Origin of the sequence: Agrobacterium larrymoorei, assembly GCF_013322225.1 — a bacterium.
Classification (GTDB): domain Bacteria; phylum Pseudomonadota; class Alphaproteobacteria; order Rhizobiales; family Rhizobiaceae; genus Agrobacterium; species Agrobacterium larrymoorei_A.
Genome location: NZ_JAAMFB010000003.1, coordinates 112,944 through 130,241 on the forward strand (window position 1 = coordinate 112,944; position 17,298 = coordinate 130,241).

Annotated in this window: 21 protein-coding genes; 7 read left to right on the forward strand and 14 right to left on the reverse strand. The window is 56.6% G+C overall.

Annotation, left to right across the window (positions count from 1 at the left end):
• The first annotated feature begins 52 nt into the window (after positions 1–52).
• Entirely contained in the window at positions 53–1,528 is a 1,476-nt protein-coding gene (gene dnaA / locus G6L28_RS00965) for a chromosomal replication initiator protein DnaA (protein ID WP_234902426.1), read from the forward strand.
• 166 nt (positions 1,529–1,694) lie between these two features.
• On the opposite strand, the gene G6L28_RS00970 is transcribed toward dnaA, so the two are convergent.
• From G6L28_RS00970 to G6L28_RS00985, 4 genes are read right to left on the reverse strand one after another with little or no spacing between them, the layout of a single operon-like run.
• Complete coding sequence (locus G6L28_RS00970; protein ID WP_174061908.1) at positions 1,695–2,165, reverse strand: GNAT family N-acetyltransferase; 471 nt, start codon at positions 2,163–2,165, stop codon at positions 1,695–1,697.
• Complete coding sequence (locus G6L28_RS00975) at positions 2,158–2,625, reverse strand: HIT family protein (RefSeq protein ID WP_174061909.1); 468 nt, start codon at positions 2,623–2,625, stop codon at positions 2,158–2,160. Before G6L28_RS00975 ends, G6L28_RS00970 begins: the two co-directional genes overlap by 8 nt.
• Positions 2,626–2,671: 46 nt before the next feature.
• Positions 2,672–3,217: a hypothetical protein gene (locus G6L28_RS00980; protein WP_174061910.1), complete on the reverse strand. Its 546-nt coding sequence runs from the start codon at positions 3,215–3,217 to the stop codon at positions 2,672–2,674.
• 2 nt (positions 3,218–3,219) lie between these two features.
• Positions 3,220–3,714 carry a hypothetical protein gene (locus G6L28_RS00985; RefSeq protein WP_202033481.1) on the reverse strand — a complete coding sequence of 165 codons (495 nt, stop codon included), beginning with the start codon at positions 3,712–3,714 and terminating at the stop codon, positions 3,220–3,222.
• An 87-nt stretch (positions 3,715–3,801) separates the two neighbouring features.
• On the opposite strand from G6L28_RS00985, the gene G6L28_RS00990 reads away from it, so the two are divergent.
• Positions 3,802–4,143, forward strand: coding sequence for a metalloregulator ArsR/SmtB family transcription factor (locus G6L28_RS00990; protein WP_234902420.1), 342 nt, complete (start codon positions 3,802–3,804; stop codon positions 4,141–4,143).
• Positions 4,144–4,165: 22 nt separating this feature from the next.
• Here G6L28_RS00990 and hemW read toward each other — a convergent pair whose 3' ends face one another.
• The 3 genes from hemW to rph are packed head-to-tail and all read right to left on the reverse strand — an operon-like array spanning position 4,166 to position 6,740.
• Entirely contained in the window at positions 4,166–5,368 is a 1,203-nt protein-coding gene (hemW, locus tag G6L28_RS00995; RefSeq protein ID WP_174062028.1) for a radical SAM family heme chaperone HemW, read from the reverse strand.
• Positions 5,368–6,012: an RdgB/HAM1 family non-canonical purine NTP pyrophosphatase gene (rdgB, locus tag G6L28_RS01000; RefSeq protein ID WP_174061911.1), complete on the reverse strand. Its 645-nt coding sequence runs from the start codon at positions 6,010–6,012 to the stop codon at positions 5,368–5,370. Before rdgB ends, hemW begins: the two co-directional genes overlap by 1 nt.
• Positions 6,013–6,023: 11 nt before the next feature.
• A complete protein-coding gene (gene rph / locus G6L28_RS01005; protein WP_174061912.1) occupies positions 6,024–6,740 on the reverse strand; it encodes a ribonuclease PH in 717 nt (238 codons plus the stop codon).
• 159 nt (positions 6,741–6,899) lie between these two features.
• Between rph and hrcA the strand changes: the two genes are divergently transcribed.
• Both hrcA and grpE read left to right on the forward strand, forming a co-directional pair.
• Complete coding sequence (hrcA, locus tag G6L28_RS01010) at positions 6,900–7,991, forward strand: heat-inducible transcriptional repressor HrcA (protein WP_174061913.1); 1,092 nt, start codon at positions 6,900–6,902, stop codon at positions 7,989–7,991.
• Between the two features lie 122 nt (positions 7,992–8,113).
• Positions 8,114–8,749 (forward strand): nucleotide exchange factor GrpE, encoded by a 636-nt coding sequence (gene grpE, locus G6L28_RS01015; RefSeq protein WP_174061914.1) that lies wholly within the window; start codon positions 8,114–8,116, stop codon positions 8,747–8,749.
• A gap of 259 nt (positions 8,750–9,008) precedes the next feature.
• Here the strand turns inward: grpE and G6L28_RS01020 are convergent, their stop codons facing one another.
• From G6L28_RS01020 to lptC, 7 genes are all read right to left on the reverse strand, one after another.
• Complete coding sequence (locus G6L28_RS01020; protein ID WP_202033483.1) at positions 9,009–10,100, reverse strand: alpha/beta hydrolase family protein; 1,092 nt, start codon at positions 10,098–10,100, stop codon at positions 9,009–9,011.
• A gap of 27 nt (positions 10,101–10,127) precedes the next feature.
• Positions 10,128–10,589: a PTS IIA-like nitrogen regulatory protein PtsN gene (gene ptsN / locus G6L28_RS01025; protein WP_174061915.1), complete on the reverse strand. Its 462-nt coding sequence runs from the start codon at positions 10,587–10,589 to the stop codon at positions 10,128–10,130.
• Between the two features lie 76 nt (positions 10,590–10,665).
• Positions 10,666–11,241 (reverse strand): ribosome hibernation-promoting factor, HPF/YfiA family, encoded by a 576-nt coding sequence (gene hpf / locus G6L28_RS01030; RefSeq protein ID WP_174061916.1) that lies wholly within the window; start codon positions 11,239–11,241, stop codon positions 10,666–10,668.
• A 226-nt stretch (positions 11,242–11,467) separates the two neighbouring features.
• Complete coding sequence (rpoN, locus tag G6L28_RS01035; RefSeq protein WP_174061917.1) at positions 11,468–13,018, reverse strand: RNA polymerase factor sigma-54; 1,551 nt, start codon at positions 13,016–13,018, stop codon at positions 11,468–11,470.
• A gap of 183 nt (positions 13,019–13,201) precedes the next feature.
• Positions 13,202–14,008 (reverse strand): LPS export ABC transporter ATP-binding protein, encoded by an 807-nt coding sequence (gene lptB, locus G6L28_RS01040; protein WP_425292643.1) that lies wholly within the window; start codon positions 14,006–14,008, stop codon positions 13,202–13,204.
• Between the two features lie 16 nt (positions 14,009–14,024).
• Positions 14,025–14,591: an LptA/OstA family protein gene (locus G6L28_RS01045; RefSeq protein WP_174061918.1), complete on the reverse strand. Its 567-nt coding sequence runs from the start codon at positions 14,589–14,591 to the stop codon at positions 14,025–14,027.
• Positions 14,592–14,604: 13 nt separating this feature from the next.
• A complete protein-coding gene (lptC, locus tag G6L28_RS01050; RefSeq protein WP_174061919.1) occupies positions 14,605–15,270 on the reverse strand; it encodes an LPS export ABC transporter periplasmic protein LptC in 666 nt (221 codons plus the stop codon).
• A gap of 270 nt (positions 15,271–15,540) precedes the next feature.
• Here lptC and sppA point away from each other — a divergent pair, with 270 nt between their 5' ends.
• From sppA to G6L28_RS01065, 3 genes are all read left to right on the forward strand, one after another.
• Positions 15,541–16,494, forward strand: coding sequence for a signal peptide peptidase SppA (sppA, locus tag G6L28_RS01055; protein WP_174061920.1), 954 nt, complete (start codon positions 15,541–15,543; stop codon positions 16,492–16,494).
• A gap of 26 nt (positions 16,495–16,520) precedes the next feature.
• A complete protein-coding gene (locus G6L28_RS01060; protein ID WP_174061921.1) occupies positions 16,521–16,826 on the forward strand; it encodes an integration host factor subunit beta in 306 nt (101 codons plus the stop codon).
• Between the two features lie 83 nt (positions 16,827–16,909).
• Positions 16,910–17,257 carry a LapA family protein gene (locus G6L28_RS01065; RefSeq protein ID WP_174061922.1) on the forward strand — a complete coding sequence of 116 codons (348 nt, stop codon included), beginning with the start codon at positions 16,910–16,912 and terminating at the stop codon, positions 17,255–17,257.
• Positions 17,258–17,298 lie beyond the last annotated feature (41 nt).

Genomic DNA, 17,298 nt, shown 5'->3' on the forward strand with positions numbered 1-17,298 from the left:
ACCGAAAGCATGCGATGCAGTTTGCAATGATGCGGCAGGAGACAAACCGGACATGAAGCACGACGCGCTGTTTGAACGTTTTAGCGCGCGGCTGAAGGCACAGGTCGGTCCGGAAGTTTACGCAAGCTGGTTCGCCCGGCTGAAGCTCCATTCGGTGTCGAAGAGCGTGGTGCGCTTTACGGTTCCGACGACGTTTCTGAAATCCTGGATCAACAACCGTTACATCGATCTCATCACGACGCTCGTACAGAGCGAGGATGCCGATGTTCTCAAGGTTGAGATACTTGTGCGTTCCGCAAGCCGCCCGGTTCGCCCGGTACAGTCGGAAGAGCGTGCGCAGCCGGTGAGCCAGGACAATGGCACATCCGCGCAAAGGGCAAAGCCGTTCCTCCCGCCGCAGCCCGCAACTGCCATGCAGACAGCGAGCGCGCCGGTCTCTGCATCATCGACACAGCGTCATTCCGGCTCCGGCCCGCTGTTCGGCTCTCCGCTCGACAGCCGCTTCACCTTTGACACCTTTGTCGAAGGCGCGTCCAACCGCGTAGCGCTCGCGGCTGCAAAGACCATTGCGGAGGCAGGTGCTGGCGCCGTGCGTTTCAACCCGCTCTTCATCCATGCGGGTGTAGGCCTCGGCAAGACGCATCTTCTGCAGGCGATTGCCAATGCGGCAATCGACAGCCCGCGCAACCCGCGTGTGGTTTACCTGACAGCTGAATATTTCATGTGGCGCTTCGCAACCGCGATCCGAGACAATGATGCGCTGACGCTGAAAGACACGCTACGCAACATCGACCTCCTGGTCATCGACGACATGCAGTTTCTGCAGGGCAAGATGATCCAGCATGAATTCTGCCATCTCCTGAACATGCTGCTCGACAGCGCAAAGCAGGTGGTCGTGGCCGCGGATCGTGCACCATGGGAACTGGAATCGCTCGACCCGCGCGTTCGTTCGCGTCTTCAGGGCGGCATGGCCATCGAAATCGAAGGCCCGGACTACGACATGCGCCACGAAATGCTGACCCAGCGCATCGCGACGGCCCGTCAGGAAGATCCGAGCTTCGAGATTTCCGAAGAGATCGTATCGCATGTTGCCCGCAGCATTACCGCCAGCGGTCGTGAACTTGAAGGTGCTTTCAACCAGCTGATCTTCCGCCGCTCCTTCGAGCCGAACCTCTCGGTCGAGCGCGTGGACGAGTTGCTGGCGCATCTCGTCGGTGCCGGTGAAGCAAAGCGCGTTCGCATCGAGGATATTCAGCGCATCGTCGCCAGACATTATAATGTCTCGCGCCAGGAACTGGTCTCCAACCGCCGCACCCGCGTCATCGTCAAGCCGCGCCAGGTGGCCATGTATCTCTCGAAGATGCTGACCCCACGCTCCTTCCCGGAAATCGGCCGCCGCTTCGGCGGGCGCGATCACACAACGGTATTGCATGCCGTGCGCAAGATCGAGGAACTGATCGGCGGCGACACGAAGCTCGGCCATGAGGTGGAGCTCTTGAAGCGCCTGATCAACGAGAATAATGCGTAAAAAAGAAAACGGTCAGGGCAACCTGACCGTTTTTTGATTGGGTAAGATGAAAGCGCTTGCCAGCCTCGTTGCAAGGTTTGCGCCTTCTATTGTGATTTCAATTCCACTTAAACGATCTCGTCGCCGCGCGGGCGCTTGCAGCTTTTTCATTTAAAAAGAAAACGCTTTAACGAACCGCGCGCCTCATGACCACATTATCCTCACCGTTGGCATGGTCGCGTCCAATCGTCTGCCACCCGAGTTTACGGTAATAGTCTTCCTGATCGGGTGTGTAGAGATGGAGTTCGGTAATGCCGATGGTGGAGGCATAGGCGATAGTGGCGTGCATCATCAACGTGCCGATACCTTTGCCTCGCTGGTCGGTGGCGACTATTACATCGCCGATCCAGAATCCCGCCTCTGGATAATCGGAAAGCTCGTTCAACGTGATACTGATGCTGCCCACAAGCCTGTTTCCATGTAAAGCGATAAGGGTGAGAGGCGGTGTACCCGTCTGCAATCGCGCGCTTATCTCTTTTGACAACGTAACCTGATCACTCCAAGCGGCAAGCGCTCCCCATTCAGCGTGTAGCATTTCGACCAAGTGTTCAACCTGGTGCGGATGCTCTGAAAGCGGCACTATTATGATGTCACCCATGGGCCTCATCCTGCTTGCGTGACTGAAGATTGACGATGGTTTGCCGGAGCTTCGCTATCAGTTCCACATACTCTTGGCTGGATGATTTGGGCGCGTCTCCCCAGGAATATCCCATGCAAGCAGGACGATGGCGCTTTTCCGCAGCTTCGGACGCGTATCTCGGCATGATGTGGGCGTGAAGGGCGGGCTCGGCATTCCCCCAGATTTCATAGTTCACACGGTCGCATCCGGTCACATCGAGAAGCGCATCACCCACGAGCGCCATGTCGGCGAGAAAGGCTACACGGCCCTGCGGTGTCAGATGGTTGAGGCTTGGAACAACCGGGTCTGCGAGCAACAGGCAATAGCCGGGGAGAGGCTGCACATCGCCGATCACGAGCCAACCGGAGGTCATGCGGGAGATGACAAACGGGTTCTTGCCTGCCCGCGCCATTTCTACGCGCTCTTCGATAAGATTCATGCTGGAATTCCACAATTTCGACGTCGTCTGTACTACGCTTTTTAATCTAGGAAGGCGTCAAACTAGCTTCGCCTGCCAAGGCCTCATTCCGCTGTCTGCGGATTGCAATCCACAGATGGGTAACTGGTATCAGAAGTGTACCGCCACCGATTGCCGCAAAGGGAAGACCTTGCCAACCAACGTCACTAACAGCAATTGCCCCCATGCAAATAGTGGTAAAAACGAGTGGGGCCAGGCCCCACATAAACCCTTTAACGAAATCCTTTCGATGCCTCGATAGCTCTTCTGGTCCTTTGAACAAATAAATGCGTGAGAGTTTTCCAAGTTTCCACAGCGCTACAGACCCACTTACTGAGAGTGCCGCAGCAAAAATAACCATGAAGCTTACAAGCAATACTGGCTCGATCTCGCCATTCGCATCAAGCAGATAAGCTGAAATCCAAACTGGACTCACCATAATCAACAAGCCTGCATAGGGAACGGCGATAAAGGCCAGCATACCGTAAGTCAGGTAGAAAGGGAGGGCGAAGACGAGGATTTCAAGAGCGTACAGCATTCGGCCAGCCTTCTGCGTAGATTGGGTCAGGTGCATGCTCAGGCCTCCTTGTTATGGGCGGAGGCATAGCCGAGTCGACGCCAGTTTCGTGAAGCATATCGATGGGCTTGCTTCAAAGCCAACCAAAGCGCCAGCGTCTTCATGAATGTAAACGGTCCGCGTGTGGAAAATGTGCTGTGTCGCTTCAAAATTGTGATATTTTCACCGGGCGGGACGAGAACAAATTCGTCCTCAAGATAGCCGATCCAGTTCTTGCACCAGACATTGCTATCTATCATCCTATAGCGGAGCCGCCGGTTGGATTGATAATCGAGAATAGTTTGATCGATCGTACCGCGATCGGTCGTACACTGGCGCGTGTTTCCGACCGCACCTTCCCCTTCAAGAACCTTGCAACTCACGGGTTTTGGAACGCCAAGACGAAACAGAAGCGGCTTCGACGTGTCCATTCTCGCGTGCAGGAAATGCGGCCAGATGTGATGTGGCGCACAATTGAATACCCATTTCGATTGAATGTTCATATCAAACCCCATTCCTCATTTATACATTTAGGTAATCAACGAATTGTATCGCTGTCAACAGTTAGTTGATTGTCTAAATGATTAATGGTAGAAAGTTCCATGTCCATTCAGTTGATCTTTGAGGCTTTGGCCTCTCCGGTACGTCGCAAGATTCTGGCCTATGTCGCCCACCAAGAAATGAACGCGGGTGATATTGCTGCACGTTTCGACATGTCCAAACCGTCTATATCCCAGCATCTGCAATTACTTGAGCATGCAGGTCTCGTCTCGTCGGAAAAACGAGGCAAGTACGTCTATTACCGACAGATTCCTGATACGCTGGCTAATAGCTTGACCGGTTTCGTGCAGGATATTTGTCCAATTGGGCGCCCGTTGCGCCAAGAGAGCGCCGAGAATGCAAGAAGGGCTAAGGAGCACGAGGAGTCAGCCGTCCCAGAGTAACTTTTGTCGTCGTCTGCGCGTTTCACGCCAGATCGGCAACCACCGAGTCCAATATCAACATACCCGATGGCGTGCAGCGCAGGCGGGAGTTTCCTAGTCGCTCGACGAAGCCGTGTTCCAGTAAAAAGGCTTCGCGGTCCGGGTCTAGATCGCGGCCGGAAAGGTTGCTCCAGCGGGCGAGGTCAACGCCTTCGCGAAGACGCAAGCCCATCAGCAGCAGTTCGTCTGCCTGTTCGTCCACGCCTAAAACTTCCTGATCCACCATGCCGTGGCCGTCACGCTCCACGGCTTGCAGCCATGTTTCCGGGTGGCGCTCGGTGGCGGTGGCGAGTTTTGAGCCGCCTTTGGTGATGCGGCCATGTGCTCCGGGGCCGATGCCTACGTAATCGCCATAACGCCAGTAGGTGAGGTTATGGCGGCTTTCTGCGCCGGGAACGGCGTGGTTGGAAACCTCGTAAGCGGGCATGCCGTGGCGCGCAGTGATGTCCTGCGTCGCCTCGTAAAGCACCGCTGACTGTTCGCCATCCGGCACGATCAGCTTGCCCGCCTTGTGCAGGCCGAAAAAGGCGGTGCCTTCCTCGATGGTCAGCTGATAGAGCGAGAGGTGATCGACCGCATAGGAAATCGCTTCCTCAAGCTCTTTTTCCCACTCCTCCACCGTCTGGTTCGGGCGGGCATAGATGAGGTCGAAGGACATGCGCGGGAATATTTCGCGGGCAAGCTTGATGGCTTTCAGCGCATCGGCCACATCATGCAGACGACCGAGGAACTTCAGGTCTTTGTCGTTGAGCGCCTGCACGCCCATCGACACGCGGTTGACGCCAGCGGCCCGGTAGCCACGAAAACGTGTCGCCTCGACGCTGGAAGGATTGGCTTCCATGGTGATTTCGATACCATCCGGCACATGCCAGAAGCGGGCAATGCCATCCAGAATGGCGCCGACTGTCTGCGGGTCCATCAATGATGGCGTGCCGCCGCCCATGAAGATGCTAGTGACGACCTTTGCGCCGGAGAGCTGCCGCATCGTTTCCATCTCCCGCAGGAAGGCGGCGACGAAACGGTCCTGATCCACCGGCTGGTGGCGGACATGGCTGTTGAAATCGCAATAGGGGCATTTGGCCGCGCAGAAGGGCCAATGCACATAAATGCCAAAACCCGGATCGCCCGTGTCCGGCAACATCGTGTCATTGGGGGCAGGGGAGAACCTGCTCCCAAGGTCGGTCATCATGGAGTAAGACAGGCTTCTACGAATTTCTTGAAGGCGCGGGCGCGGTGGGACAGAGCGAATGCGTCGCCGGGCTTCCAGCCATGCTTCTCGTCTGAGGTCATCTCGCCGAAGGTGGTTTCGTAACCTTCCGGCTGGAAGACGGGATCGTAACCGAAGCCGCTGGTGCCGCGTGGCGGCCATGCGACGGTGCCTTCGATTTCGCCCCGGAAAAATTCCGTATGACCATCCGGCCATGCAAGGCACAACACGCTGACGAAACGGGCGGTGCGGGCCTTGGGATCGGTCGCGCCGCGTTCCTGAAGCGCGTCTTCGACCTTCTTCATCGCCATGTCGAAATCGCGGGTGCCGTCTTCCGTTTCCGCCCAGTTGGCGGTGTAGACGCCGGGTGCGCCATCCAGCGCATCGATGACCAGACCGCTGTCGTCGGAGAGCGCGGGCAGACCGGAAGCCCTGGCCGAAGCCAGCGCCTTGATGGCCGCATTTTCCTCGAAGGTCGTGCCGGTTTCATCCGGCTCTTCGAAGTTCAGTTCGGCAGCCGACTTGGCGGAAAAGCCGAATGGGCTGATCAGATCGGCAATCTCGGCAATCTTGCCCTTGTTATGGCTGGCAACAACGATGGTTCTGGTATCGAGCTTGCGCATGGTGTCTATCCTCAGGCAATCGCCTGCTTCTGCATCTCGACCAGTTCTGCGCAGCCGGTCTTGGCAAGGCCGAGCAGCGTCAGGAATTCCTCTTCCGAGAACGGCTTGCCCTCGGCAGTTCCCTGAATTTCAACGATGCCGCCTGAGCCGGTGATGACGAAGTTGGCGTCGGTTTCTGCCGAGGAGTCTTCGAGGTAATCCAGGTCGATAACTGGCTGCGAAGCGAAAATGCCGCATGAAATCGCGGCGATGTGGTCTTTCAGAACCTTCTCGACCTTGATCATGTTGCGGCCTTCCATCCACTTCAGGCAATCGTGCAGGGCAATCCATGCGCCGGTAATGGAGGCGGTACGAGTGCCGCCGTCTGCCTGAATGACATCGCAGTCGATGCTGATCTGGCGTTCGCCCAGCGCCTGAAGATCGACGACCGCACGCAAAGAGCGGCCGATGAGACGCTGGATTTCCTGCGTGCGTCCACCCTGCTTGCCGGAAGACGCTTCGCGCTTCATACGCTCGTGGGTAGAGCGCGGCAACATGCCGTATTCGGCTGTCACCCAGCCCTTGCCGCTGTTACGCAACCATGGCGGCGTCTTTTCTTCAAGGCTTGCGGTGACGAGAACATGCGTATCCCCGAACTTTACCAGACAGGAGCCTTCGGCATGTTTGGAAAAATTGCGCTCGAAGGAAACCTTGCGCATCTGGTCGGTTTTTCTGCCTGAAGGCCGCATCTTGTTTGTCTCCGTGTTTATTCCTGCCTTCTAAGGTCCCGATGATGGTTTTGCAAAGGAAAAGCGGATTGAGCCACTGCCAAGGCGAATTTCCGTTTTTACTTGCAAACCGAAGTGATTATATTCGGTGTATTAAACAGGTTAGGAAGAACGGGCGGCATGAGCATCACTCCCCCCATCGGTAAAGAGCCGGGAGCGCTTCTGGATGATCGCTCACGTGAGATATTCCGGCGCATCGTGGAAGGTTATCTAGACAGGGGCGAACCGCTCGGTTCGCGCAATCTATCGCGTTTGCTGCCCATGTCTCTTTCGCCCGCTTCCGTGCGTAATGTGATGAGCGATCTGGAAGAGCTGGGGCTGATCTATTCGCCGCATGTGAGCGCCGGGCGCCTGCCCACGCAGACGGGCCTGCGCTTCTTCGTGGATGCCTTCATGCAGGTGGGCGAGCTGCCGGAAGCCGAGCGCGCCAACATCGACCGGCAGATTGCGCCGCTCCCGGGACGTGAGCAATCGCTGGAAGGCTTGCTCAACGAGGCAAGCAGCATGCTTTCGGGCATGTCGCGGGGAGCGGGGCTGGTGCTGACCGCCAAGAACGACACCGTGCTGAAGCATGTGGAATTCATTCGATTGGAGCCGACCAAGGGACTGGCCATTCTGGTCGGCGATCATAATCAGGTCGAAAACCGCATTATCGAATTGCCAGCCGGTATAACGTCCTCGCAGCTGACGGAAGCGGCGAATTTCATCAACGCGCATCTTTCCGGACAAACCCTGCCCGAACTGCGCAGCCAGATATCGCGCCAGAAGAGCGAGCTTCACAGCGCACTCAGCACGCTGGCGCAGGATCTGGTAGAGCGGGGTTTGGCTGTCTGGTCCGGCGATAACGAGGAAGGCAAGCTCGGTCGCCTGATAGTGCGCGGGCGGTCCAATCTTCTGGAGGGGCTGGCAGGCGAAGAAGATATCGACCGCGTTCGGCTGCTCTTCGACGATCTGGAGCGTAAGGAAAACCTCATCGAAATTCTCAATCTGGCAGAGACCGGATCGGGGGTCAGGATTTTCATCGGTTCGGAAAACAAGTTGTTTTCGCTGTCCGGCTCGTCGCTGATCGTGGCGCCTTACAAGGATGAAGAGAACCGTATCGTCGGTGCGGTCGGCGTCATAGGGCCAACTCGGCTTAACTACTCCCGTATAGTGCCGATGGTGGATTATACCGCGCAGATCATTGCCCGACTTTCTGGCAAGCGGCGTTAAACTTCTCATTATCGAAAAATCGCTGCTTTTGCCTGCAAGCCTTGATTTTTGTCTGGCAAAGCTCGATATCGGGCGCAACCCCGAACACAAGCTTAGCGATACATATAAATCTGGAGACAGTCATGACTGATGACACCAACAAGACCGGACCTGATGCGGGCGTTGCCGATGAGGCGATCGAGGCTGCGACGGCGGAAAATGCGGTGCCTGAGCAGGCCGAACCCGATCCGGTTGACGTACTGAAAGCCGAAAACGCCGATCTTCGCGATAAATTCCTGCGGCTTGCTGCCGAGATGGACAATTTGCGTCGCCGTACCGAACGCGATGTGAAGGACGCCAAGTCTTATTCCGTTGCAGGCTTCGCGCGCGACATGCTGGCCGTGTCCGACAATCTTCGCCGCGCACTGGAAACCATTCCCGAAGACGTCAAGGCGGGCGCTGAGGCCAATATCAAGGCCCTGATCGAAGGCGTGGACATGACCGAGCGCTCAATGCTGTCAGCGCTGGAGCGCCACGGCGTGCGCAAGATTGACGCCGAAGGCGAAAAGTTCGACCCGAACTTCCATCAGGCCATGTTCGAAATTCCGAATACGGCAGTGCCTAACAATACGGTCGTGCAGGTGGTTCAGGCCGGTTTCACCATCGGCGACCGCGTTCTGCGCCCTGCTATGGTCGGTGTTGCCAAGGGCGGCCCGAAAGCTGAAGCGCCTGCTGCCGCAGAGCCGGGCACAAGCGGCTTGAATGAGAAGGATGCTTGAGAGGTTAGTGGGCGGGTATCGGACCCCTCACTTGCAATTTTTAACACTTAGCTGACGCTAAGATGTTGAAATTGCTTTCTCTCCCACAGGGGGAGAGATAAACCCAGCCGCACCCTCACAGCTTTTTCTACAGTTATTTGGCATCGAAGCGGTGCGGTCTTTTCCTCTCCCCCTGCGGGAGAGGATAGAAAACCTCGATCTTCGCAACGCGAAGTCATAGGTTTTCTTGGTGAGGGGTAATGCTGCGTTTCGGATGCGCTCACCTCCCAAACCACCCATCCAGCCAGTCGAACGCATAATCCTGCTGCGCCGCCTCAAACACATGGCCACACGGCCAGAATTTGCTCTCGAAGCGATCAGCTGCACCCCACGCATTCCACACGCTCTGCATCTTGCCGAAAGCTTCCTCCACTGACGGCGCTGGAAAAAGCGCATCTTCGCTTCCCGCGAAAATCAGCATCGGATTGGGCGCTGCAAGGCTTGCAACATCGGGGTAGTCCATCACCTGAATGAGTCCGGGATGGATCATGTGCCATGCCGAGCCGCCGCGGAGCTGGTTGTTTCCCGGCACCATCAGACCGTTCGCGGTTGCCATCCAGTTGACGGCGACGGTTGCCTTGATGGCGTCGCTGAGCGCCGCTGCCTGCCAAGCCCGGAATGCGCCCATGGAAAAGCCGATGGCGGCGACGCGGGCAGGGTCCACCTGTGGCAACGTCGAAAGGAATGCGGCGGCGCGGGTGTCTTCGAGCGCCATTAGTCCGGCAAGTGAGCTTCCCATATTGGCGAAGTTTGCGGCGAGTGCTTGCTGGCCCTCGTAAGTCAGCGGGCCGCGATCTCCCCACCCGAGCGCATCCACCGCCAGCACCACGTAGCCACGCCGCGCAAGTTCATCGCCGGGGAAACGACCTGAGAAGAACTTGGCCGCCCATTCCTGCGATGATCGCAGCTTCGCATCGTCACCCCATGTCTCGATCAGCTTTTCCTTGCCGATGTCAAAGCGGGAGCCGTGATCGTGATAAAAGACAGCTGCCGGGAAAGGGCCGTCGCCTTTCGGAACCAGAACTAGCGCAAAAACACGGCTGTCCTGCGTGATGTTGAAAGCAACCTTGCGGGCGGTGTAGCTGCCGCGATCCATCTCATCGATGAGTTCAGGATTGAACGCGGTCTCATCGGGGCTCTGGAGCGTCAGTTCCCAGAACTTTGCCCGGGCTGTCTTCTTCCACGCGGAAAGGTTACCGGTCTGTCTCGACCAAGCCAAGGGAAAGGCAAGCCGCTGTTTCAGCGCGTCCGCGAAAACGGGGAGGTGATCGGCGGTCACGCCATGGGTCTGATGGGTTTCATCATCTGCCACGGCGACACCTTTGCCATGCAGCCATAATCAGGCCGCGTTTGCCTGTTCCTGATTGAGGAACGTATAAATCGCCGTGTCGGAATCCGTGGCGCGCAGCTTGGCTACCAACTCAGGATCGCGCAGGACGCGGGCAATTCTTGACAGTGCCTTCAGGTGGTCGGCTCCGGCACCTTCTGGTGCAAGCAGAAGAAAGACGAGATCGACGGGCTGGTCGTCCAGCGCTTCGAAATCGACGGGCGTTTCAAGGCGGGCGAAGACACCGGTGATGGTGGAAATGCTGCCAAGCTTTCCATGGGGAATGGCAATGCCGTGACCGACGCCGGTGGAACCGAGCCGTTCGCGCTGCAAGATGACGTCGAATACTTCGCGCTCAGGCACGCCGGTAATGCGGGATGCCTTGGCTGCCAGTTCCTGGAGGAGTTGCTTCTTGGAATTGACTTTTAGAGCGGGAATAATCGCATCCTGTTGCAGCAAATCTGCCAATGCCATTCTCTTTTTTCCTTCATGCCATCGAGACGAGCCGGAGAGCGCCCAACCGAGCGCTCTCCGGGTCTTTTCAGACGTTTCAGTTCTTGATCGTCGCCGCGTCGATCCAGCCGATGTTGCCATCGTTGCGACGATAGACGATGTTTAGTTCCTTCGATGGGCTGCGGAACACCAGGACAGGCTCATCTGTCATATCGAGAGCCATGACCGCGCTTGCAACCGTCATCGTTCTTACCTGCTTGGAAGTTTCGGCCACGATGGTGGGTGCGAAATCTTCCGGTACTTCATCTTCCTCATCGGGAACGGCACCCACCACCGCATAAGGAAACTCCTCGTTAATGCCGTTGGCGGAAGCGCCGTTATGATGATCCTTCAACTTCCGCTTATAACGGCGCAGACGCTTTTCGATGCGCTCTGCCGCTGCATCGAAACTTGCCTGCGGGTCATTCGCCTCGCCTGCCGCATGCAGAACGATCCCGGTATCGAGATGGATCTTGCAATCGGAAGCGTAACGTTGACTGGACTTGGTCACAGTCACCTGACCAGAATACCCTCCATCAAAGTATTTGGTAACAGCCAGGCTGATATTGTCCTCAATCTTTTGACGGAAAGACTCGCCCACATCCATATGTTTACCAGATACACGCACACTCATGGAATTTTTCCTTTTTCAGTGATTTGCGTATACCAGCTTACGTCAAGCTGCGCGCTCATCCAAGCATTTCGCGACCGCTTTCGGCATCATTGCCTTTTTGCGGGTCGAGCTCTTGAAAACGAACCCGTCCTCAGGCCCCCTGCCTGCTGTGCGGCGAGCTTCTAGCCTTGGTGCCGTTAAGAGTCAATTAGGAATATTAAGTATTTGGAAACTAAGATAAATTGCGTCAGCCAGCCGCAACCCGGGCGAGTGCTTTCTTCTCGCGGCGCCTTTGCACAGATGACGGAATGTTCATCGCTTCACGATATTTTGCGACGGTGCGCCGCGCCAGATCGACACCATTTTTCTTAAGAATTTCGACGATATCATCGTCTGAAAGTACCGCTTCAGGCGCTTCCAGCGCGATCATGGTGCGAATGCGATGGCGCACGGCTTCCGCCGAGTGATTGTCTCCGCCTTCAACCGAGCCGATGGAGACGCTGAAGAAATATTTCAGCTCGAAAACGCCACGCGGTGTCAGCATGTATTTCTTCGATGTGACACGGCTGACGGTCGATTCGTGCATCTTGATGGCGTCGGCAACCTGTTTGAGATTGAGCGGGCGCAGATGATCGACGCCGTGCAGCAGAAACGCATCCTGCTGGCGCACGATCTCGGTCGCCACCTTCATGATGGTCTTGGCCCGTTGGTCGAGGCTGCGGGTCAACCAGTTGGCCGTCTGCATGCATTCGGTGAGGAACTCGCCGTCCTCGCCCGCGCGGGTCTTCAATTTCGAAACCTCGGCGAAATAGGTCTGGTTCACCAGCACGCGCGGCAGTGTTTCCGGGTTGAGTTCGATCAGCCAGCCGCCATCGCTGGATGGCCGCACAATGATGTCCGGGACGATGGTTTCGGAAACGCCGCCTTCGAAGCCTGCACCGGGACGCGGGTTCAGAGTGCGGATTTCCGCCAGCATGTCGAGAAGGTCTTCCTCATCCACGCCACATAGCTTTTTAAGCGTTGCGAAGTCGCGCTTGGCCAAAAGCTCCAGATGGGCGACGAAGGCCTGCATGGCTGGGTCCAGACGGTCTTTCTGCGCAAGCTGGATGGACAGGCATTCGCTGAGCGAGCGGGCAAAGACACCGGGTGGATCAAAGCCCTGCAAAACGCATAGAATGCGTTCTGCATCCTGTTCGGCAACGGCCAGCCGCCCGGAGATATCGGACACGGCATGACAGTCGATGTAGCCGGTGTCGTCCAGATGATCGATCAATGCATCCGCAATCACCCTTTCCTGAGGGGAGGAAACGGCAAAGGGAAGCTGCTGGAGAATATGGTCACGCAACGACGGCTTGCCCGCCACGAAATCGTCCAGGTCATAGCCTTCCGAGGCGTCGCCGCCGGGCATGGACTTCCACTGACCAAGAAGCTCTGGAGCATCCGCCTTGCGCTCTGCGCCATCATCCTGAAACACATTTTCGAAATTCGTGTCCAGCCGCTCGTTCAAAGCAGGTGCATCGTCGCCGTACCAATCGTCACGCTCTGATGCTGGTATCGCAGGTAAAAGTTCTCCCGCAACGTCCGCGAGATCGCTGCTGCCTTCGCCTGACGGAACGGCGCCGCCTAATTCGCTGTCGTTTGCCGCTATTTCAAGCAGCGGGTTTTTTTCGACTTCCTGCGCGATGAATTGTGTCAGCTCGATATGCGTCATCTGAAGCAGCTGGATGGACTGCATCAGCTGTGGTGTCATCACAAGAGATTGGTTTTGACGCAGCAAAAGGCTGGCTGACAAGGCCATGGCGGACGCTAAACTCCCAAAAAATCCCTTCATCGCCGATTATTTTCACTTTTACGGCAGGATGAAGAGAACTTGGCCCAAAAATTGCTTTTTATTTTTGTTTGGTCAAGCGCAACAATGGCGCCAAGCGAAGAATCTTCGCTTTGGCACCCTCAGAAAGCGTGTTTCTGAGACGGATGAGCGTCACAGGCTGAAATTGTCACCCAAATAAAGACGGCGAACATCAGCATTATTGACGATTTCGTTCGCGCGACCATGGGTAAGAACTTCACCCGCGTGGATGATGTAGGCGCGGTCGATCAGGCCCAGCGTTTCACGCACATTGTGGTCGGTGATCAAAACGCCAATGCCGCGTGCCGTCAGATGGCGCACGAGGTTCTGGATATCGCTGACGGAAATCGGATCGACGCCCGCGAATGGTTCGTCGAGCAGCATGAATGTCGGGTCGGTTGCCAGGGCGCGGGCAATTTCCAGACGGCGGCGCTCACCACCGGACAGCGCAACGGCCGGAGACTTGCGCAGCTGGGAGATATGAAACTCTTCCAGAAGCTCGTCGAGCTTGCGGTTACGCTTCGCCTCATCCTTCTCATGAACTTCCAGAACGGCGCGGATATTCTCTTCCACCGTCAACCCGCGAAAAATAGACGCTTCCTGCGGAAGGTAACCGACGCCGAGGCGCGCACGGCGATACATGGGCATCCCGGTCACGTCATTGCCGTTGATGGCGATCTTTCCGCTATCGACCGGCACGAGGCCCGTGATCATGTAGAAACAGGTGGTCTTGCCCGCGCCATTCGGCCCGAGCAGGCCGACGGCCTCACCGCGGCGAACCACCAGCGACACGCCATTGACGACGCGGCGGGTGTTGTAGGTCTTCGTCAGGCCATGCGCAATCAGCGTGCCTTCGTAACGTGCCTTGTCCGCAAGCGCTGCATCGCTTTCAGCAACGCGCGGGGAGCCTGCGCCAATCAGCTTTGAGATAATGGGTATCGTCACGAGATGCGGCTTACTGCGTTTTCTGCGATTTTGGGTCGAGCATGATGCGCACCGGTCCGCCACAGCTTTCCAGCTTTGCCTCGCCTGTGTTCATCAGAACCGTCAGCTTGCAACCGGTAAACACGTTCTTGTCCTGCGACAAGACGACCTGCTTACCGGAAAGCGTGAAGGTCTGCGAGGTCATGTCGAACTCACCCTTGTCGGCGGTTGCCTTCTGCGTACCGGAAACCAGGTACACGGAATTGTCGACGAAAATCTTGTCGATATCGGCGTTGCCGCTGGTGATCGAGTTGCCTTGCCCTTCGGCGCCGCCCTTATAAAGCACCGTCATCTTGCCAGCCTGAAGTGTCGTCGTTCCCTGAACCACCTTCACGTTACCGGTAAAGTAGGCCTTCTTCTCCTGGTCGCGTACTTCCAGCTGGTCGCTTTCGATGGCGATCGGCTGGTCGTTGGAAAGCTTGAGACCTTCCATGCTGCTGGTTGTGTTCTGGGCGTTGGCGGGAGCGGCGAGACAGGCCAGAAGAATGGCGGCTGCGATGCCTGGGACAAAACGTTCGGGGCGCGTGATCTGCGTCATATGGTTCGGGCTCTCAATTGCCTGCGTTCTTGATGGTGGATGCAGCGATACGAGCTCGTACCTGCCCCGAGAATGTAATTGTGCGGCCATTATCCGCTATAGAAAGACTTTCTGCAACAATCGAACCTTCCTTGGTGGTGATGGAGACAGGGTCTTTGCTGTCCATCGTTCCTGCCTTCAGGTCGACATCGGCAGATTGAAACTGCGCTTTCAGGCCGTTACTCAGATTGATGTCAAAAGGCGCGGTCATTTTCAACCGATTTGTAGCACGGTCGAAAATACCTTCCTGCGCCACAACCTGCGCGACGATATCGTTCATCGGTACTGCGGCCAAGACTTTTTCCAGCGTCATCAGGTTGGGGCTGGTGATATCCTGCAACGCCCGCTCGGCATTCATGGAATAGTCGAAGCCCTTGTTGTTGCGTCCTGCGAGCGCGGGCTTCTCCATGACGATCTTGCCATCCTCGATGGTGGCGCTTTCGAGTGAAACCTCATCCGGCATCCATGTGCGGACCAGAGAAACGCCGATGAAGACGAAAGAGATCAGTGCGGCAGCAACAGGCAGCGCCACTTTCAGCTTTTTTACGCGCGCGGAATGCCGCCGTGCCAGATCATAGGCATTGGGCAATTTGTCCGGCAGCGGAAAGCCGGGCGCTGGTTGGCTAAATCTATCGAGCATTCGTCGGGTCCGGAGGCGTTGCGCACATCTTCAGGTCGTGCACGAAGGCCGCTACGTGTTCATCTCAAGTGTTTGGCACGATGGCCTTGCCCTGCCAATATGGTTTTTCTCTGAAAGAGCGCAAGAGCATCATTATTTTTAGCAAAACGGGTGTTTGGCCGTTCTTGTTCTTGCAGAAGCGCGCTACAACGCTCATATGCGCCAGGCAAAACCGGCAGGGCGAAGGATGATGCCCCCGACCTCTCAGCGTAGTTTGAACAAGGTAGACCCATGGATCAGATGGCAATCGCAGACCGCCGACAGTTGCGCCGCAAGCTTACCTTCTGGCGCGTGGCGGTGGTTCTTCTGCTGGTGGTGGGCCTGTTCGCGCTGTATCGCTTTGCCTTTTCCGCGCCTTCGCAGAGTGCGCTGCCGCACATCGCAAGGGTGGAAATCAGCGGTCTCATTCAGGAAGATACCGAGCTTCTGGAACGTTTGCAGAAGATAGCAGAGAGCGATGCCGCCAAGGGCGTGATCGTTTCCATTTCCTCGCCCGGCGGCACGACCTATGGCGGAGAGCGCATCTTCAAGGCGATCCGCACCATTGCTGAAAAGAAGCCGGTCGTTTCAGATGTACGCACGCTGGCTGCTTCCGCCGGTTACATGATTGCGGCCGCAGGCGATACCATCGTTGCGGGCGATACCTCGATTACCGGCTCCATCGGCGTCATTTTCCAGTATCCGCAGGTCGGTCCGCTTCTCGACAAGCTGGGCGTTTCCCTGCAGGAAATCAAATCCTCACCGATGAAGGCAGAGCCTTCGCCCTTCCACGAGCCGCCGGAAGAATCCAAGACCATGATCCGCAATATGGTCATGGACAGCTACAACTGGTTCGTCGACCTTGTAGCGGATCGTCGCAAACTTCCGCGCGAAGAGGTGCTGAAGCTCTCGGATGGATCGATCTTCACCGGCCGTCAGGCCGTCGCGGCAAAGCTGATAGATACACTTGGCGGCGAAAAGGAAATCCGCGCCTATTTCGAAACGCGCGGCGTGAATAAGGATCTGCCCATCGTCGAGTGGACGGCACCTTCGAAGCGCTCGCCCTTTTCGCTCTTTAGTGTTGCAGGAATCGCTAAAATACTCGGTTTCGATGAGTTTCTGCCGTTTGATGCCCCTCGCCAACTGGGAGCCGACAAGTTGTTTCTTGACGGTCTTGTTTCGGTTTGGCAGGTTGGTGAACAATAAAAGCCTAGTTTTTTCAGGGGGCAACTGTGATTAAGTCCGAACTGGTGCAGATCGTTGCTGCGCGTAATCCGCATCTTTACCACCGTGACGTGGAAAATATCGTCAACGCCGTTCTCGATGAGATCACGGATGCGCTGGCGGCGGGTAATCGCGTTGAGCTGCGCGGTTTCGGTGCGTTTTCGGTCAAGAACCGCCCCTCGCGTTCCGGACGGAACCCGCGCACGGGTGAGTCTGTTTTTGTCGAGGAAAAATGGGTCCCATTCTTCAAGACCGGCAAGGAACTTCGTGAGAGACTGAACCCCGGCATGGGTGACGAGGAAGACGAAGACTAAGCGCAGGGTTGAGCGAGAGCGTTCAATATCCATGTGACGTTCACGCTGGTTGTCTGAAGGCCCCTAAGACGGAGTATCGTTGAATGTCGAAGAAGATCGTCAACCTGTTGATTCTTGTGCCGCTGGCCATCGTCCTGATTATCCTGTGTGTGGCAAACCGGCAGTCGGTCACGCTGGCGCTCAATCCATTCGAGCCTTCCGACACGGTGATGGCTTTCACCGCACCGTTCTTCGTATTCCTGTTTCTCGCCGTCATCTTCGGCGTGTTTCTCGGCTCTTTCGCGACATGGGTTTCTCAAGGCAAGCATCGCAAGCGTGCGCGTACGGAAGCAAGGGAAGCCATTCGCTGGCATGATGAGGCTACGAAACAGAAAGCCGCTGCCAATGCGGTCACCGGCTCGCAGGCGTCAAACCAGATTGCTGCGCAATAAGCCACAAACTGTTCATCGCGCATTGCTCGCAGACCTTTGAT

Bases quoted from the DNA above. Each gene is read 5' to 3' on its own strand.
- dnaA (WP_234902426.1), top strand. From the start codon at position 53: ATGAAGCACGACGCGCTGTTTGAACGTTTTAGCGCGCGGCTGAAGGCA.
- G6L28_RS00970 (WP_174061908.1), bottom strand. From the start codon at position 2,165: ATGGGTGACATCATAATAGTGCCGCTTTCAGAGCATCCGCACCAGGTT.
- G6L28_RS00975 (WP_174061909.1), bottom strand. From the start codon at position 2,625: ATGAATCTTATCGAAGAGCGCGTAGAAATGGCGCGGGCAGGCAAGAAC.
- G6L28_RS00980 (WP_174061910.1), bottom strand. From the start codon at position 3,217: ATGCACCTGACCCAATCTACGCAGAAGGCTGGCCGAATGCTGTACGCT.
- G6L28_RS00985 (WP_202033481.1), bottom strand. From the start codon at position 3,714: ATGGGGTTTGATATGAACATTCAATCGAAATGGGTATTCAATTGTGCG.
- G6L28_RS00990 (WP_234902420.1), top strand. From the start codon at position 3,802: ATGTCCATTCAGTTGATCTTTGAGGCTTTGGCCTCTCCGGTACGTCGC.
- hemW (WP_174062028.1), bottom strand. From the start codon at position 5,368: ATGACCGACCTTGGGAGCAGGTTCTCCCCTGCCCCCAATGACACGATG.
- rdgB (WP_174061911.1), bottom strand. From the start codon at position 6,012: ATGCGCAAGCTCGATACCAGAACCATCGTTGTTGCCAGCCATAACAAG.
- rph (WP_174061912.1), bottom strand. From the start codon at position 6,740: ATGCGGCCTTCAGGCAGAAAAACCGACCAGATGCGCAAGGTTTCCTTC.
- hrcA (WP_174061913.1), top strand. From the start codon at position 6,900: ATGAGCATCACTCCCCCCATCGGTAAAGAGCCGGGAGCGCTTCTGGAT.
- grpE (WP_174061914.1), top strand. From the start codon at position 8,114: ATGACTGATGACACCAACAAGACCGGACCTGATGCGGGCGTTGCCGAT.
- ptsN (WP_174061915.1), bottom strand. From the start codon at position 10,589: ATGGCATTGGCAGATTTGCTGCAACAGGATGCGATTATTCCCGCTCTA.
- hpf (WP_174061916.1), bottom strand. From the start codon at position 11,241: ATGAGTGTGCGTGTATCTGGTAAACATATGGATGTGGGCGAGTCTTTC.
- rpoN (WP_174061917.1), bottom strand. From the start codon at position 13,018: ATGGCCTTGTCAGCCAGCCTTTTGCTGCGTCAAAACCAATCTCTTGTG.
- G6L28_RS01045 (WP_174061918.1), bottom strand. From the start codon at position 14,591: ATGACGCAGATCACGCGCCCCGAACGTTTTGTCCCAGGCATCGCAGCC.
- lptC (WP_174061919.1), bottom strand. From the start codon at position 15,270: ATGCTCGATAGATTTAGCCAACCAGCGCCCGGCTTTCCGCTGCCGGAC.
- sppA (WP_174061920.1), top strand. From the start codon at position 15,541: ATGGATCAGATGGCAATCGCAGACCGCCGACAGTTGCGCCGCAAGCTT.
- G6L28_RS01065 (WP_174061922.1), top strand. From the start codon at position 16,910: ATGTCGAAGAAGATCGTCAACCTGTTGATTCTTGTGCCGCTGGCCATC.